Annotated in this window: 16 protein-coding genes and 1 pseudogene; 6 read left to right on the top strand and 11 right to left on the bottom strand. The window is 66.1% G+C overall.

From position 1 onward, the window contains the following. Window positions 1-61: 61 nt before the first annotated feature. The 8 genes from ACQP2U_RS04565 to ACQP2U_RS04530 form a co-directional block, all read right to left on the bottom strand. Entirely contained in the window at window positions 62-1,120 is a 1,059-nt protein-coding gene (locus tag ACQP2U_RS04565) for a DNA-directed RNA polymerase subunit alpha (RefSeq protein ID WP_040686662.1), read from the bottom strand. A 107-nt stretch (window positions 1,121-1,227) separates the two neighbouring features. Continuing rightward, complete coding sequence (gene rpsD, locus ACQP2U_RS04560) at window positions 1,228-1,833, bottom strand: 30S ribosomal protein S4 (RefSeq protein WP_327095488.1); 606 nt, start codon at window positions 1,831-1,833, stop codon at window positions 1,228-1,230. Between the two features lie 20 nt (window positions 1,834-1,853). After that, the gene (gene rpsK / locus ACQP2U_RS04555; RefSeq protein ID WP_014349147.1) at window positions 1,854-2,267 is read right to left on the bottom strand and encodes a 30S ribosomal protein S11; all 414 of its coding nucleotides are present in this window, start codon (window positions 2,265-2,267) and stop codon (window positions 1,854-1,856) included. An 11-nt stretch (window positions 2,268-2,278) separates the two neighbouring features. Continuing rightward, complete coding sequence (gene rpsM, locus ACQP2U_RS04550; protein ID WP_040686660.1) at window positions 2,279-2,650, bottom strand: 30S ribosomal protein S13; 372 nt, start codon at window positions 2,648-2,650, stop codon at window positions 2,279-2,281. 221 nt (window positions 2,651-2,871) lie between these two features. Continuing rightward, window positions 2,872-2,985, bottom strand: coding sequence for a 50S ribosomal protein L36 (gene rpmJ / locus ACQP2U_RS04545; RefSeq protein ID WP_040686659.1), 114 nt, complete (start codon window positions 2,983-2,985; stop codon window positions 2,872-2,874). A gap of 177 nt (window positions 2,986-3,162) precedes the next feature. Continuing rightward, window positions 3,163-3,384, bottom strand: coding sequence for a translation initiation factor IF-1 (gene infA, locus ACQP2U_RS04540; RefSeq protein ID WP_003418601.1), 222 nt, complete (start codon window positions 3,382-3,384; stop codon window positions 3,163-3,165). A 2,558-nt stretch (window positions 3,385-5,942) separates the two neighbouring features. Then, window positions 5,943-6,401: a hypothetical protein gene (locus ACQP2U_RS04535; RefSeq protein WP_433716820.1), complete on the bottom strand. Its 459-nt coding sequence runs from the start codon at window positions 6,399-6,401 to the stop codon at window positions 5,943-5,945. After that, the gene (locus ACQP2U_RS04530; RefSeq protein ID WP_397031518.1) at window positions 6,398-6,586 is read right to left on the bottom strand and encodes a hypothetical protein; all 189 of its coding nucleotides are present in this window, start codon (window positions 6,584-6,586) and stop codon (window positions 6,398-6,400) included. Before ACQP2U_RS04530 ends, ACQP2U_RS04535 begins: the two co-directional genes overlap by 4 nt. Before the next feature lie 1,783 nt (window positions 6,587-8,369). Here ACQP2U_RS04530 and ACQP2U_RS04525 point away from each other — a divergent pair. Beyond that, window positions 8,370-9,491: pseudogene (locus ACQP2U_RS04525) on the top strand (AAA family ATPase); the annotation flags it as partial. 78 nt (window positions 9,492-9,569) lie between these two features. Then, window positions 9,570-9,848, top strand: coding sequence for an inorganic diphosphatase (locus ACQP2U_RS04520; protein ID WP_433713540.1), 279 nt, complete (start codon window positions 9,570-9,572; stop codon window positions 9,846-9,848). Between the two features lie 257 nt (window positions 9,849-10,105). On the opposite strand, the gene ACQP2U_RS04515 is transcribed toward ACQP2U_RS04520, so the two are convergent. Further along, window positions 10,106-11,080, bottom strand: a complete 975-nt coding sequence (locus ACQP2U_RS04515; RefSeq protein WP_433713539.1) for a GlxA family transcriptional regulator — start codon at window positions 11,078-11,080, stop codon at window positions 10,106-10,108. A gap of 100 nt (window positions 11,081-11,180) precedes the next feature. On the opposite strand from ACQP2U_RS04515, the gene ACQP2U_RS04510 reads away from it, so the two are divergent. Both ACQP2U_RS04510 and ACQP2U_RS04505 read left to right on the top strand, forming a co-directional pair. Beyond that, a complete protein-coding gene (locus ACQP2U_RS04510) occupies window positions 11,181-11,612 on the top strand; it encodes a VOC family protein (RefSeq protein ID WP_433713538.1) in 432 nt (143 codons plus the stop codon). After that, window positions 11,609-12,103 carry a hypothetical protein gene (locus tag ACQP2U_RS04505; RefSeq protein WP_433713537.1) on the top strand — a complete coding sequence of 165 codons (495 nt, stop codon included), beginning with the start codon at window positions 11,609-11,611 and terminating at the stop codon, window positions 12,101-12,103. The genes ACQP2U_RS04510 and ACQP2U_RS04505 overlap by 4 nt, the downstream gene beginning before the upstream one ends. Window positions 12,104-12,179: 76 nt before the next feature. Here the strand turns inward: ACQP2U_RS04505 and ACQP2U_RS04500 are convergent, their stop codons facing one another. Further along, the gene (locus ACQP2U_RS04500) at window positions 12,180-12,641 is read right to left on the bottom strand and encodes a DUF4254 domain-containing protein (protein ID WP_397031507.1); all 462 of its coding nucleotides are present in this window, start codon (window positions 12,639-12,641) and stop codon (window positions 12,180-12,182) included. 212 nt (window positions 12,642-12,853) lie between these two features. Between ACQP2U_RS04500 and ACQP2U_RS04495 the strand changes: the two genes are divergently transcribed. Next, complete coding sequence (locus ACQP2U_RS04495; RefSeq protein WP_433713536.1) at window positions 12,854-13,663, top strand: GntR family transcriptional regulator; 810 nt, start codon at window positions 12,854-12,856, stop codon at window positions 13,661-13,663. 30 nt (window positions 13,664-13,693) lie between these two features. Then, window positions 13,694-14,287, top strand: a complete 594-nt coding sequence (locus ACQP2U_RS04490; protein ID WP_433713535.1) for a GNAT family N-acetyltransferase — start codon at window positions 13,694-13,696, stop codon at window positions 14,285-14,287. Here the strand turns inward: ACQP2U_RS04490 and ACQP2U_RS04485 are convergent. Beyond that, complete coding sequence (locus ACQP2U_RS04485; protein ID WP_433716819.1) at window positions 14,269-14,529, bottom strand: hypothetical protein; 261 nt, start codon at window positions 14,527-14,529, stop codon at window positions 14,269-14,271. The genes ACQP2U_RS04490 and ACQP2U_RS04485 overlap by 19 nt on opposite strands. Between the last annotated feature and the right edge of the window lie 41 nt (window positions 14,530-14,570).

The following is a 14,570-nucleotide window of genomic DNA, read 5'->3' as shown; positions in this document are numbered from 1 at the left end:
CTCCGGGCGCGTCGCTCACGCCGCGGGTGCGAGGCCGGGCCGGGGTGCCTACCCCGACGGCCTAGAGCTGTTCGGTCTCGGCGTAGTCCTGCTCGCCGCCATCGGTGTCACTGAACGTGCCGCTGTCGCTCCACGTTCCGGTGCTCGCGTCGTAACCCACTACGGACGAAGGATCGAACGAGGCCGGACTGTCCTTCAGCGAGAGGCCGAGCGCATGCAGCTTGACCTTGACCTCGTCGATGGACTTCTGGCCGAAGTTGCGGATGTCCAGCAGATCCGATTCGGTGCGGGCGACCAGCTCGCCGACCGTGTGCACGCCCTCGCGCTTGAGGCAGTTGTAGGACCGGACGGTGAGGTCCAGGTCCTCGATCGGCAGACCGAACGAGGCGATGTGATCCGCCTCGGCGGGCGAAGGGCCGATCTCGATGCCTTCGGCTTCGACATTGAGCTCACGGGCCAGGCCGAACAGCTCGACCAGGGTCTTGCCCGCCGAAGCGAGCGCGTCCCGGGCAGTGATGGAGTTCTTGGTCTCCACGTCCAGGATCAGACGGTCGAAGTCGGTGCGCTGCTCGACACGGGTGGCCTCTACCTTGTAGGTCACCTTGAGCACCGGCGAGTAGATCGAGTCCACCGGGATCCGGCCGATTTCCGCGCCGGACGCCTTGTTCTGCACCGCCGGGACGTAACCGCGACCGCGCTCGACGACGAGCTCGATCTCCAGCTTGCCCTTGTCGTTCAGGGTGGCGATGTGCATATCCGGGTTGTGCACGACAACACCGGCAGGCGGCACGATGTCACCGGCGGTGACGGTGCCCGGGCCCTGCTTGCGCACGTACATCGTGACCGGCTCGTCCTCCTCCGAGGACACGACCAAACCCTTGAGGTTCAGGATGATGTCGGTGACATCCTCCTTCACACCGGGAACGGTGGTGAACTCGTGCAGAACGCCGTCGATGCGGATGCTGGTGACCGCGGCCCCCGGAATCGAGGACAGCAGGGTACGCCGCAGTGAGTTGCCGAGGGTGTAACCGAAGCCCGGCTCGAGCGGTTCGATGGTGAACTTCGAGCGGTTCTCGGCAACGACCTCTTCGGTCAGCGTCGGACGCTGTGAAATCAGCATTTTGGATCATCCTCCTGTACGGGCGCCCACTATTTGACGCCCACGTCTTGGGGGTTGTGCGTGGTCGCGGGCATTGCCGACGACCACGCACCAGCAGCGGTGAGCTGTTACTTCGAGTAGTACTCGACGATCAGCTGTTCCGACAGCGGCACATCGATCTGAGCGCGCTCGGGCACCTGGTGCACCAGGATCCGCAGCCGACCCGGGATCACCTGCAGCCAGCCCGGAACCGGGCGGTCGCCGACGGTCTCACGCGCGACCTGGAACGGCAGCGTGCCGAGCGACTTCTCCTTGACATCGATGATGTCGTACTGGGTCACCTGGAAGCTGGGGACGTTCACGGCCCGGTTGTTCACCAGGAAGTGACCGTGGCTGACCAGCTGGCGAGCCTGCCGACGGGTGCGCGCCAGACCGGCGCGGTACACGACGTTGTCCAAGCGGCACTCGAGCAGACGGAGTAGGTTGTCACCGGTCTTGCCCTTGAGGCGGTTGGCCTCTTCGTAGTACCGGCGGAACTGCTTCTCCATGACGCCGTAGGAGAAGCGCGCCTTCTGCTTCTCCTGCAGCTGGAGCAGGTACTCGCTCTCCTTGATCCGCGCGCGGCCGTGCTGGCCCGGCGGGTACGGACGACGCTCGAACGCCTGGTCGCCTCCGACGAGGTCGACCCGCAGACGACGCGACTTGCGGGTGATAGGGCCTGTGTAACGAGCCATTTTTCGTTATTCCTTTCCCGCTAGACGCGACGCCGCTTGGGCGGACGGCAGCCGTTGTGCGGCTGCGGGGTGACATCGGAGATCGTGCCGACTTCCAGACCGGCGGCCTGCAGCGAACGGATCGCGGTCTCGCGGCCCGAACCCGGGCCCTTGACGAACACGTCGACCTTCTTGACGCCGTTCTCCTGCGCCTTGCGGGCCGCGTTCTCGGCGGCGAGCTGCGCGGCGAACGGGGTCGACTTGCGCGAACCCTTGAAGCCGACGTGGCCCGAGGACGCCCACGAGATGACGTTGCCGGACGGGTCGGTGATCGACACGATCGTGTTGTTGAACGTGCTCTTGATGTGCGCGTGGCCGTGCGGGACGTTCTTCTTTTCCCGGCGACGCGACTTCTGGGTCTTCTTGGGGCCGGAGGCCCGACTCTTCGGAGGCATCCTTATATCCCCTACTTCTTCTTGCCTGCGACGGTGCGCTTCGGGCCCTTGCGGGTGCGCGCGTTGGTCTTGGTGCGCTGGCCACGCACGGGCAGACCACGACGGTGGCGCAGACCCTGGTAGCAGCCGATCTCGATCTTGCGTCGAATGTCGGCCTGCACCTCGCGGCGCAGGTCACCCTCGACCTTGAGGGCCGAGCCCTCGATGTAGTCACGCAGCTGCGTGACCTGCTCGTCGCTGAGATCCTTCGAGCGCAGGTCGGGGCTGACGCCCGTTGCCTCGAGGATCTCCTTGGAGCGGGTACGGCCGATGCCGTAGATGTAGGTCAGCGCGATCTCCATGCGCTTTTCGCGCGGGAGATCAACGCCCATGAGACGTGCCATGTGGCAGGTTCCTTAATCGTTGCGGAGGTCTGCTCCCTGTCCGTCCCCTCGTCTGGTGGGGCACCGGCCTCCGTACCGGTGGTTGGCTCGCACACCTTCCGACCTTGCGATTCCGAGGAACCGCGCGATCCGAATATCCGCAGTGTGCGGCTGGAGCTGGGAGTTCTTCTTTTAGTTGGCCAAGCCGATCAGTGATCGGTGCCCGGCTGGTGCCGCGAAGATCAGCCCTGGCGCTGCTTGTGGCGCAGGTTCTCGCAGATCACCATGACCCGACCGTGACGGCGGATCACCTTGCACTTCTCGCAGATCTTCTTGACGCTCGGCTGAACCTTCACGTCCGTCCAATCTTGTTCGGTTCACACGGGTGTGAACACAGTTTTTCCCCAGCCGGAGGGCTGAGGAAGTCTCTTGCCGCCGCGCTGGGCGGCGACGTGGTCTTTACCGCCGTACTGGGCGGCGAGCCCAACGAGCTGAGCCCGGGCCCCGGTGGGGGTCCGGAGGCGAAGCCCGATTCACTTGTAGCGGTAAACGATGCGGCCGCGCGACAGGTCGTAGGGCGAGAGCTCGACGACCACACGGTCCTCGGGAAGGATACGAATGTAGTGCTGCCGCATCTTTCCGCTGATGTGCGCGAGAACCTTGTGCCCGTTCTCGAGCTCGATCCGGAACATCGCATTGGGCAGCGGCTCGACAACTCGACCCTCGACCTCGATGGCCCCGTCTTTCTTCGCCATGTCCTCCGCGATCCCGGTTTACGCTCAAACCTGGTTTGATTGCCTTGTATCTGATTCCATGTAACCGATCGGTCGAACCGATCAGTGACACGCAAACAGTCGGCGCGTAGGTGCACCGCCGACCAAGCTTACCGGTTTAACTGCTGGCAGGCCAATTCGCCCTGGTCGCACGGGCCACGAGCGTCTATTATTCCGCTTTTGATGCGCGCAGAACGTGCGTGAACCCGCAGTTGCCAGGGTAGACCTGGGTGCCGAAGCCGCTTTGAAGCCCTGGTCGTTGCGCAGCCGCAAGGCACCTGTCGGTAACGAGATCAGAGGTCATGACGCTCTGATGATCATCGTCGAATGCCCACCGGCTTCACCGCCAAGGCCGTCTGATCGGCACGATCCCTTCCTTGCGCGGCGACGGCGTCGACATCGATGTTTCGACGCCATCCACCCCGGACGAACCAGAGCGGTGATGGTCGCACAGCGGAAGGCACCGACGGTGACGAGATCGAGAGCCGGTCATGCTCTGATCGCATGTCCACCGATTGCACCGACAAGGGTGTCTTACCCGGCGCGGCGCCCTTCCTCGGCGTGGCCACACGGCATCGAGTTTCCATCGCCGTTCCGGCGTGGCCGAGCGACGCTCGGTGAATAGGTCGTGCCGGAAGCGGAGGCCACACTCGCGCAGGCGGCCGTCGGCCGCCGATCATGCCGACTTTGCCGTCGACGGGGCGTGGGTAATCACAGGCCGATCGCCACCCGCCGGTCTGTACGAATAGGTCGCACTACAAGCCGCACTCGTGGAGGCCGAACTGGACCGGCGATCTCGCACGGCGGAGGTCACCATCTGAAATCGGGAGCCGGTCCTGCTCTGATGGCGTCGACATCGAGGTTTTAGACGCCATTCACCTCGGCCCGCCGGGACGGTGGGGCGCCGTTGTGCTGTGGCACGTGTGCGCGGGGAGCGTTGGGGAAAGATGGTTTTGCCGGGAAATACGAAGCGCGTGCCGGATTTAGACGGATACAGAGCCCTCGAACCTCAGGACCGTGACGCGACGCCGATGGCTAAGCAGACGCGCGGCAATCAACCACGTAGAGTGGCCCCGGTCACACCCATGGCACATTCCTGTCCCCTTATCGAGACATGTATGGGGCCCAACAGATCCCGCGATCGCGGTCGTCGAAAACCCGGTCATTCGCGCCCATCCCCACCCGTGATGAGGCAGAGTCGTCGCGTAAACTGACCACAGCCCAGGAATAAAGGTCGAGCAGATCAAGGGGGACGTGTGAGCCGTAATAACGACGGCCTCCCCATGCTGCCCCCGTGGCTATCCGAGAGCGATGTCACCGGCGGCTATGAAGCGCCCGTACAGAACCTGCCACACGAGGACCTCATCGATGAAGCGCCTTCGCGGCGTGGACGTTCCAAGCGCGCGCCGGAGACCGAACGGCCCGAAGCCGCGCGCCGGGACAAGCGCCGATTCGGCCGCCGCAAGAGTAAGGACGAGCAGCCCGAGGAGCCCGGTCAGCGCCCGGGTCCGGCGACGCGCGAATTGTCCGGTCCCGGTTTCGAACTACACAGCGGACCGGGTGGTTTCCAGGGCCCGAATACCTTTCGTGGACCTGAGCCCCAACGCGGTCCCGAGCAAGGGGACCCGCGCCAAGGGCCACCGCAGCACGACTCCGGTCCACACGCGCGCCCGGACCAAGGTTCGCCGCGTCCCGAAAACGGCTGGCAAAGCGGCAATCCACTGCCGACCCGCAATCCGCGCCAGCCCTCCGCGGGCTTCGACCCGCTCGGTAGCAGGGCGCCGACGCCACCGTCGCAACCGCTGCCGCCACACCCTCCCGGCCCGCACCAACCCGCTGCCGACTACCAGCAGCCGGGCGCTACCCAAATGCCTCCGGCCCAACAGTTGGGCGCGGGCCAATCGCCCGCTTTCCAGCAGCCAGATGTGGGCCAACCGACTGCCACCGAGCCGCCCGCGTCCGTTGAGGAAACGGTGCGCTACCAGCCGTCGCGCCCCAACCTGCCGCCCCCGCCCAACCAGACCGCCGCGCAACCGTATTCGGCTGCCGCACCGCCTCCGCCAACAAGCGAGCAGCCCGGCATGCCGCCGACGGGCGACTTCGACGCTCCGCCGCCATGGCTCGAGACGCCACGCCCCGAGCAGGGTCCGACCGCCGAACCCGCCGGTATAACCCCGGCAGCCGCTCGATCCGGCCATTCGCCGACGCCCGAAAACCGCTCGGACAACAGTCGACCGGCACCGCCCGTACACGTCGGCGCACCGCACGCATCGACCTCGCAAGGCGCTGGCGCACCGTCCGCGCGGCTCGACGAACCGCACGCGCGCGGTCTCGACGGCCCGTCCTCGCAGCTCGCCCCACCGCAATCAACCGGTCTCGACGGCCCACCCTCGCGACTCGATGAACCGCGCCCGCCGCGCTCTCACGGCGTCGACGGGCCGTCGACACGGCACGATGAACCGCGCCCCCACAATCCGCGCGGAATCGACAATCCACCTTCGCGACTCGATGAGTCGCGGTCGGGCTCGCGCGCGGATGGCTCAGGCGCGGGACTCGACGAGTCGCACGGCGGCCAGGGCACGGCGCAGCAGTTGGACGAGGCGGTGCAGCCGGTCTCGCAAGGTGCGGATGGTCCACCGCCTTGGCTTGCGCCGCAGCGGGCGACCGAGGATCAAACCGCTGGTGAGCAAGTGGGTGCGCCGAGCGCGCGTCGGCCTGAGTTGCCGCCGCCACCAGGGGAATTCGATGCGCAGTCGGCTGCGGATTCCGGCTTGTCTTCGGCTGCTGGCGTGGCAGGTGGTCCCTCGGATACCGGCGCGGCAAGTGGCCCCTCGGATACCCGCACGGCAAGTGGTTCCGGGTCGGAAGTTGGGGCGACGACGGATGAACCCGCGTCGGTAAGCCGTACGGGTCAGGATGACTCGGCGCGTGCGCTCGGCGCCGAGCACACAGCGAACAGCGCCGTTGGTTCCGCTGAAGACGCAGGAACGGGCGATCACGCGGAATCCCCCCATGGTGCGACACCGATATTCGACTCCGCGATGGTCGAGCCGACCAAGCGGTCGAGCAGCCCTTCGCGGGTTCCCAGCACCGCCTCCTCGGAGTACGGACCGGCACCACACGATCGCACCAATTCGGCAGCGAGCACCGGCCACCCCACCGGAGGCGAGTCAGCTTCGGGCACAACATCGTCCGCGAGTGGCACTGCACCACACGACTACAGCCAGGCACCGCGATCCGCCAACGACGATCGGGCCTCCGCGCAGGCCCCCAGCTCAGGCGCAGCATCCCAAACGCCGGGCCAGTTCCATCGCCCCGCGGCCGTACCACAGGCGCCCGGCAACGACTTCCACCAACCCCCATCAGCACCACAGGCACCCGGTGGCCAGCCCGACCAACGCACACCACAAACACCCGCCAACGACTTCCACCGACCGGCATCGATACCGCAGGGAACCGTAGCCGAATCCCAGCTGCCGACCGGGACCGCAGGGCAGTCGGGATCCGCTGCGGCGCAACGGGGAGGTGGCTTGGCCACCCCCGGCTGGACTGCGCACCCCGCGCCAGGAACGACGGGCGCACCGACGCCCGGCAGTGGCCGACACCGATTGTCATCGGAAGTCGACGCGGCCGCCGAGACAAGTGAGTTCAGCGGTGATGCCGCAGGGACAACCGATACCGTTGGCAGCAAGCAAGTTCCGACGGGCGAGCAGTCCGCACCGCACGCGCCGGGCGACCAAGGAACTGTCGGCGGAGCCGAGCAATCTGCGGTAGCCGAGAGCCAGAGCTCCGATCGCAATGCATCCAAATATGGGCAGCCTGCGGCCGGACCGGATGCGCCGGGCACCGATCAGCCGAATAGTCAGTGGCACAACGGGACCGGGTATGCGCAACAGCCCACCGCGCAGGCACCCGGCGACGACCGAGTCGGACAACCACGGCAGAGCGGACATGGGTCTGCGGGACAGCTGCCTGGCAGCGAGCGAGCACCATGGCAGACCGGCCCCGCGGGGCAGGCATCCGACGACCCGGTCGGGCCGTGGCAGAACGGACCCGGGTACACGCAACCGTCCACCGGACACGCACCCGGCAGCGGCCAGGCACCGCGGCAAAGCGGACCCGGACGCACAGAACAAGGCCGCGATCACGCGCTGTCGCAGGGCGGCCCCACACCCACGGGCCAAGCACCGCAGCAACACGGACCGAGGTCCACAGAGCAAGCACCGGGCGGCGACCAGGCATCGGCGCAAGGCGCGCCCGGATCCACGGCGCAAGCGTCCGACGATCAGGCACCGTGGCATGGCGCCCCCGGCCCCACCGGCCAAGCGCCCAACGACGACCGAGCACCGTCACACAGCGAACGCATCGGACACACACCCGCCATCGACCACGGCCCCCGGCCGAGCGGCGTTGGCCCCAAAGGCCAAGCCACTGGCAGCGATCAGGCTGGCGCACCATGGCAGAGCGGCCCAACGGGGCAAGCCCCCGGCGGCGATCACGCACCATCGCAACGCGGACCCGCGCCCACAGGGCAGATGCCCAGCGGCGACCAGGCACTGTCGCAAGGCGGACACGCGCCCACAGGGCAGGTGCCCGGTGGCGATCAGGCACTGTCGCAGAGCGGTCCCGCCGTGCACCCACCTGGCGGCGACCACGCGCCATGGCAAGGCGGACCCGCTCCTACGGGACAAGCACCCGGCGGCGTCCAGGCATCGCCGCACGGCGAGCTCGGACCGACAGGTCAGCCCCCCGGCGGGGACCAGGCACCATGGCAAAGCGCGGCCGGACCCATGGGGCAAGCATCTGGTGATCAGGCAGCGTGGCACGGCCCCGGGCACACCGGCCTGGCACCTGGCGGCGGTCACGCTTCCCAGCAAGGCGCGCCTGCGTATGGGCAGCCGCAGATGGGGCGGGCGCCCGAGGGCGAGCAGTGGCAGAATCCGGCGGCGCGGGCATCGGGGCAGCAGTCGCCGACGGGTGAGCCTGCTGACCAATGGCAGCATGGGCATGGGTCCGGGCCGATGGGACAGCAAGCGCCCGTTGGGGATCCACAGGGGTACGGCCAACCGTCGGCTGGGCCGCATGGACCTGGGTATGGGCAGGGGATGCCGCCCGGGTATCAGCACGGCGGGCAATATCAGCCGCAGCATCCGCACGGGCCGCAGCCTTCGCTGGATGACGTGCCGTTGCGGCGGGCGAAGAAGTCGCCGAGCAGTGGGTGGCGCAAGGCCGTGCACCATGTTTCCGGTGGCGCGATCAATCCCGGTTTGTCCGCCGAGGAGTTGCGACTGCAAGAGTTGGTGGCGCGGATCCGTCAGCCGGTGCGCGGTGACTATCGGATCGCCGTGCTCTCGCTCAAGGGTGGTGTCGGAAAGACCACCACGACAATGGGTCTCGGGTCGATCTTCGCCTCCATCCGTGGTGACCGGGTGATCGCCGTCGATGCCAATCCGGACTTCGGCACGCTGTCGCAGCGGGTGCCGTTGCAGACTCGCTCGACGGTGCGTGATCTTCTGCTCGATCCAGCGATCCAGCGCTATTCGGATGTGCGCAGGCATACCTCGCAGGGCACCAGCCGATTGGAAGTGCTTGCCAGCGAACGGGATCCGGCGGCGTCGGAGGCGTTCAACGACGAGGAGTACCGCGCGGTCGCGCGCATCCTGCAGCGGTTCTACAACATCATCCTGACCGACTGCGGTACCGGACTGATGCATTCGGCGATGGGCGGCGTACTCGACCTAGCGCATTCGCTGGTGCTGATCTCTTCTGCCGCGATCGATGGCGCACGCAGTGCCGCGGCGACACTGGACTGGTTGTCCCTGCACGGCCACGATCATCTGGTCCGCAATGCGGTCGTGGTGATCAACCTGCCGCGTGAGGGTTCCCCGAATGTCGGCATCCAGCAGCTGCGCGAATACTTCCTGTCGCGCTGCCGCGCCGTGCACATCATCCCGTACGACTCGCATCTGTCCGAGGGCGCCGAAATCGATCTGCACCGCCTGCACAAGACAACCAAGCGCGCCTACGTCGAACTCGCCGCCACCGTCGCAGACGAATTCGGCATCGATCATCGCCACTACCGAGTCTGATCAGCAGCGTCGGCAACGCTGCGGCTGCGTGTCTCACGACCGAGCCGCACTGCTAGCTCCCGCCGATAGCCTCGAACGATGACCGAACCGCGCCCGCTCACCGAATCCGGATCACTGTCGCCGGCGCGCCAGTTCCTCGGCCGCACAGTCGAACTCACCATCGACCGGCCCTATGGAAGCCGCCACCCCAGCTGCGGATTCCGCTACACCGTCAACTATGGATTTGTTCCTGGCACACTCGCACCCGACGGCGAGGAACTCGACGCCTACTTCCTCGGCCCCACCGAGCCCGTCACCGCCGCAGCAGGGCATGCATCGCGATCATCCACCGGCTCTACGACGATGACGACAAGCTGATCGTCGTCCCACCCGAGCTTCTCCACCTCGATGACGCAGCGATCGCCGCCGCCGTCGAGTTCCAAGAAGAATCCGGGCGCTACATCGTCGTCCGGTCATGACCACCCCACCGAACCGACCGGCACTCCATAGCCCCGAATCACAACGTCCTTGACGAAAACCACAGGGTCCGCGCATGCTCGTATCCGACGACTGAGCCGTTGAGACGCACGGTTTTCCAGTGAGGCGCGCGACGCGGGAGTCGTGATCATCGAGACTCACCACGACAGCCGCGACGCGCGCACCTCCGCAATGGAACGCCCGCGACGGCGACGGAACAGCCCGCGCAGTGTGCCCGCATTCAGGTAGCCGACCTTTACCGCTATCGCATCGATGGTCAGCGTCGTGGTGCGCAGCAGTTGGGTGGCCCGTTCCAGCCGCACCTCATGCACGAAATCCCGTGGCGACATTCCGATTTCGGCTTGGGTAGCGCGCTGTAACGTGCGTTCGGTGACGCCGAGCACATGCGCCGCGTCCGCGATGCGGAACTGCTCGGCGATATGGTCGCGTACCCAGCGCTCGAATGCGGCGACCAGGGAGTCATTGCGGGCGATCACCTCCGGTATCGCGGAGTCGATCTGCGTTCGACGATCGCCGACCACCAGATATCGGGCGGTCAATTCGGCCAGGGTCGGACTCTGCGCGGCGATCAGTGCCAGCGCGAGGTCGATATGCGATAGCGAGGCCGCGGCGGTGGTCAGCCGATCCGCCCGGCACAGGATTCGGCTCTCGTCCAGGTCGATGCGCGGATACCGGCGCCGAAAGGCCGGGCCGAGCCACCAACTCGTCGTCGCCACCGCGCCGTCCAGCAGGCCCGCCTCGGCCAGGTAGAAGGTGCCGGTGCAGGCCGCGGCGAGGTGCGCGCCGGATTCATAGGCACGCGTCATCAGTCGCAGCACCGGGCGATTCGCGGGTGCGGACACCACGCCGATCAGCCCATCCGCATCCAGGACCCGCGTTGCGGGGACGACGATCAGACCGACATCATCGGGCAGTTCGGTCATCGGTGTCGTCTGCGCGCGGAAACCGTGCGCCGTAAGCACTTCTTCGCCATCAGCCACAATGTGCACCCGCCACGGTTCGGGTGCCGTCTGCAACTCCTCGCGCAGCCCATTGGCGGTCGCGAAAGTCTCCAGTACGGCGGTCAGTCCGAGATCGGCGACGCCGTCCTGCACGAAGACCGCAACATCCATGTCGCAAACAGTACTGAATATGTCGTTTCCGACACTCGGAACTGCGGAATAAGCGGCTTAGGGTTCGTACTACTTGCCCGGCCTGCCCTGCGGAGTTCACATGACGATCGTCGAAACCACCGGTATCCACCACATCCGGCTGACCGTGACCGATATCGACCGCTCCAAGGCGTTCTACCGCGACGTCCTCGGTTTCGAGATCGCGGTGGAATCGCCGGGTCGGCCCGAGGATCCGCAGGTGCGCACCGATCCGGCCCAGTTCTACGGCGGCGTCGTATTCCAAACGAACGGAATGCTGTTCGGACTACGCCCGGTGGCCGATCCGACCGACAAATTCGATTCCGAACGCGTCGGTCTGGACCATCTCAGCTTCACGGTATCCTCAGTCGACGATCTGACCCGCACCGCCGCCCGGTTGGCCGAGGCCGGAATCGAACACGGCGAGGTCACCTCGCTGGACGGACTCGGCATCGCGATCCTGTCCTTCAGCGATCCCGACGGTATCCATCTCGAGCTCACCGCACCGCTGTGAACGCGCCGGCGCACTGTAGTAATCCGACGTTCCGTCGGCCTCCGACGCTGGCGGGCACGAATGTCGGCTCGGCACTGCCGAGCACCAGCGAACTACTGTGCGCGCTGAGCGGAAAACAGGTCCGCGGCCATGTCTGCCGATGGTCGCGCGATCTGGTCCGGTTGCACCGCATACGACGCGAGCATCCACAGCGTGCGGCCGTAATCGACTGCCTCCGAGTGGAATTGGTCGCCAATATCAACACCTGGGCCACCGAGCACCTGACGCTGCGCCCCGACAACCGTCGCGACGCCGCACTCGGCGACATCATCGATCGCATCGCGGCCAGCGCCGACCACGCCTTCCACCTACTGATGACCGGCGATCTCACCGGCGAACACATGCACGTGGCATGGACCCGACTGGCCGAATTATCCAATGCCTACGGTGATCTAGTCCGCGAAGCCGAGCACGGCCGCTGGTGCCTCTCCCCCAACACCAGACGCAGATAACCTGATCCGCTCGCGAAACAGCAAGGGGCCGTGGCCAGCCGGTAGGGAAGCCACGGCCCCTTGTCAACCCGAGTCGTCACCACTCCGGGAGTCGCCGCCGTCCCGCGAGTACATCGCGTACCAAATCGTCGTAGGCATCGGCCAATTCGGCCAGGTGATGCCACGCGCCGTGTAGCTGGTCGTCGTGGGCGTCCAGGGTCATCAACGCATGGTGCGCGCGGACCGAGGACTCCGCGATCCGGTCGATGACCGAGCCGACGGTTTCGGTGTGTAGTGTCGCGCCGAGCCGATGCTGCGGCACACTGCGCGCCACCCAATCGTCGATCGCCATGACCAATTCGATTCTGCGACGCTCGATTTCGAGGATCGTCGCCGGATCGGTCGATACCGATCCGCCACGACCAACGAGCCGTCGCTCATGCAGAATCGCCAGGTCACGGGCGAACCAGAGCAGCGGACCACCGACAACCCGGTGACCGCGACACGCCCGAACAAGTAGATCCGACGTGGGAAGTAGCCCGGCAGTCAGGGACTGCACCGTCGAATCGGCACACCTCGGTGTGCCGGGAAGAGCCATCACAACCGTTGATGAATCCGAACCTGCCACGTTGCCTCGCCGTCATCGCCGCACAACACCTGGATCAGGACTTCATTACAATAAACCTCTGCAGGCACCTGTCAAGCGTTACCGGGCCGTAGGGAGTCACGAAGAGTAGACTTCGTTACCTGCACGACTGACCGAGGAGCAAGATGGCCGACGGTCCGATGTATCTCCGGATCGCAGACCTCCTCCGGGAGGAGATCCGCGCAGGCAAGTGGAATCCGGGCGATCGGTTGCCCAGCCATACCGAGCTGGCCGATCAAATGCAGGTTTCGATCACTACCGCGCGCAACGCCATTCAGGTGCTTGTCGCCGAAAATCTGGTCTACACTGCTACTTCCCGTGGCACCATTGTGCGAAACCAAGAAGTTCTGGAATCGGTTGTCACCGACCATATTCGTCCGAATCGTCCGCAATCCGCTCACGATATTTTCGAGGAAATCGCGCGCGCCGCACATCGCGAGCCCACCAAGGAGTTCAGCGCGAAGATGGAACCCGCGAATCCGGAGGTGGCCCATTGGCTGGGCCTGCCGGAGGATTCCTGGGTGCTGGCCAGGACGGTCGTCCAGTTCCTGGACAACGAGCCGTGGTCGTGGGAGGTCAGTTTCTATCCGCGGGATTTGGCGGAGGCGACCGGCATCGACTCGCCGCACGATATTCCCGAGGGCACGACACGCCGACTGGCCGACCGCGGCCACGCCGAGACCGCGCACCGCGACACGCTCGTCGCCCGCCCGGCCAGTACCGAGGAGGCCATTGTGCTCGGTGTCGCGACCGGCACCATACTGCTGGACCATCTACGCATCGGCGCCAACCATGAGCGCATCACCAGGGCCACTCGGCATCGGTCGATCGCCACCCGCAACCGGCTGGCCTATGAACTCGGCGACGATGTGGGCAGCAACGTCATCCGACACGCGCTCGGCATCTCCTACGGGCAGGGTATCTCGCTGCCGTGAAAAATGTTCCGCCATGAATACGGTGCAGTCATGATAACGATCCGCCGGGGGGCTCTGAGTGATCTCGGCACTATCTGTCGACTCCGAATCCAGCGTACCGCGTGGCTCACCGCACGCGGCTCCGATCAGTGGACCGTCGCAAGCCGCGGCCTACCCATCGAGATCTTCGCACGGGCGGTCGGCAAAGCGCTGGACGCGGGCGAAACCTGGATTGCCGAGGTGACAGGGGAGCCGGCCGGAACGATCACCGTCAACGACCGCTCGGACCCGGGACTGTGGTCGCCATGGGAACTGGCCGATGCGGTGATCGTGCATTACATGATCGTCGACGTCAGCTTCGCCGGTCAGCGCATCGGGCACCGGCTGCTGGCCCACGCCGCATCGCTTGCGCGCCACCGACAACGTCATTGGGTCCGGCTCGATGCCTGGACCACCAACAACGATCTGCACGACTACTACCGCAAGGAAGGCTTCCACCTGGCCAGGATCGCCGGCCCGGCAGCATCGGGACCGTCCCGCGCGCTGTTCCAACGCCGCTCCGACAGCTGGACATACGAGCCGATGACGCCGGTGCTGACTCCGGTGCCGCAGCCTGCGCCGGAGGCTCACAGCGGCGGCAGATAGGGGTGCGGCCACGACCAGGGCGGCCGACCGGCACCAGAGCTGCTGCGCGTTTGCAGCGCGGGCGGTCGCGGATGTCGATTCACACCGGTGTCGATGACCGCGACCTTCTGTCCCGCACCGCGACTGAATTGCCAAGCGGCGGGCAGGTCGAGTTCCGCACTGGTGCGGATGATCCGGGATTTCGATCTGCCCAAGATCACGGTGCGGACCTCCACGGCTCGGGGAGCGTGGTCGGCAGCCATGCGCGCAACGATGTGTCAGGTCCGCGGATCCTCTGACCTCC

This window comes from Nocardia sp. CA-084685 (assembly GCF_050955785.1).
Lineage (GTDB): Bacteria > Actinomycetota > Actinomycetes > Mycobacteriales > Mycobacteriaceae > Nocardia.
The sequence above is the reverse complement of the archived record's forward strand: the minus strand, read 5'-3'. Positions and strand labels throughout refer to the sequence as shown.

Excerpts from the sequence above, each read along its gene's own strand:
- rpsD (WP_327095488.1), bottom strand. The coding sequence starts at position 1,833 with ATGGCTCGTTACACAGGCCCTATCACCCGCAAGTCGCGTCGTCTGCGG.
- ACQP2U_RS04565 (WP_040686662.1), bottom strand. The coding sequence starts at position 1,120 with ATGCTGATTTCACAGCGTCCGACGCTGACCGAAGAGGTCGTTGCCGAG.
- rpsK (WP_014349147.1), bottom strand. The coding sequence starts at position 2,267 with ATGCCTCCGAAGAGTCGGGCCTCCGGCCCCAAGAAGACCCAGAAGTCG.
- ACQP2U_RS04515 (WP_433713539.1), bottom strand. The coding sequence starts at position 11,080 with ATGGATGTTGCGGTCTTCGTGCAGGACGGCGTCGCCGATCTCGGACTG.
- ACQP2U_RS04485 (WP_433716819.1), bottom strand. The coding sequence starts at position 14,529 with ATGGCTGCCGACCACGCTCCCCGAGCCGTGGAGGTCCGCACCGTGATC.
- ACQP2U_RS04495 (WP_433713536.1), top strand. The coding sequence starts at position 12,854 with ATGGCCGACGGTCCGATGTATCTCCGGATCGCAGACCTCCTCCGGGAG.
- ACQP2U_RS04510 (WP_433713538.1), top strand. The coding sequence starts at position 11,181 with ATGACGATCGTCGAAACCACCGGTATCCACCACATCCGGCTGACCGTG.
- ACQP2U_RS04490 (WP_433713535.1), top strand. The coding sequence starts at position 13,694 with ATGATAACGATCCGCCGGGGGGCTCTGAGTGATCTCGGCACTATCTGT.
- infA (WP_003418601.1), bottom strand. The coding sequence starts at position 3,384 with ATGGCGAAGAAAGACGGGGCCATCGAGGTCGAGGGTCGAGTTGTCGAG.
- ACQP2U_RS04520 (WP_433713540.1), top strand. The coding sequence starts at position 9,570 with ATGACCGAACCGCGCCCGCTCACCGAATCCGGATCACTGTCGCCGGCG.
- rpsM (WP_040686660.1), bottom strand. The coding sequence starts at position 2,650 with ATGGCACGTCTCATGGGCGTTGATCTCCCGCGCGAAAAGCGCATGGAG.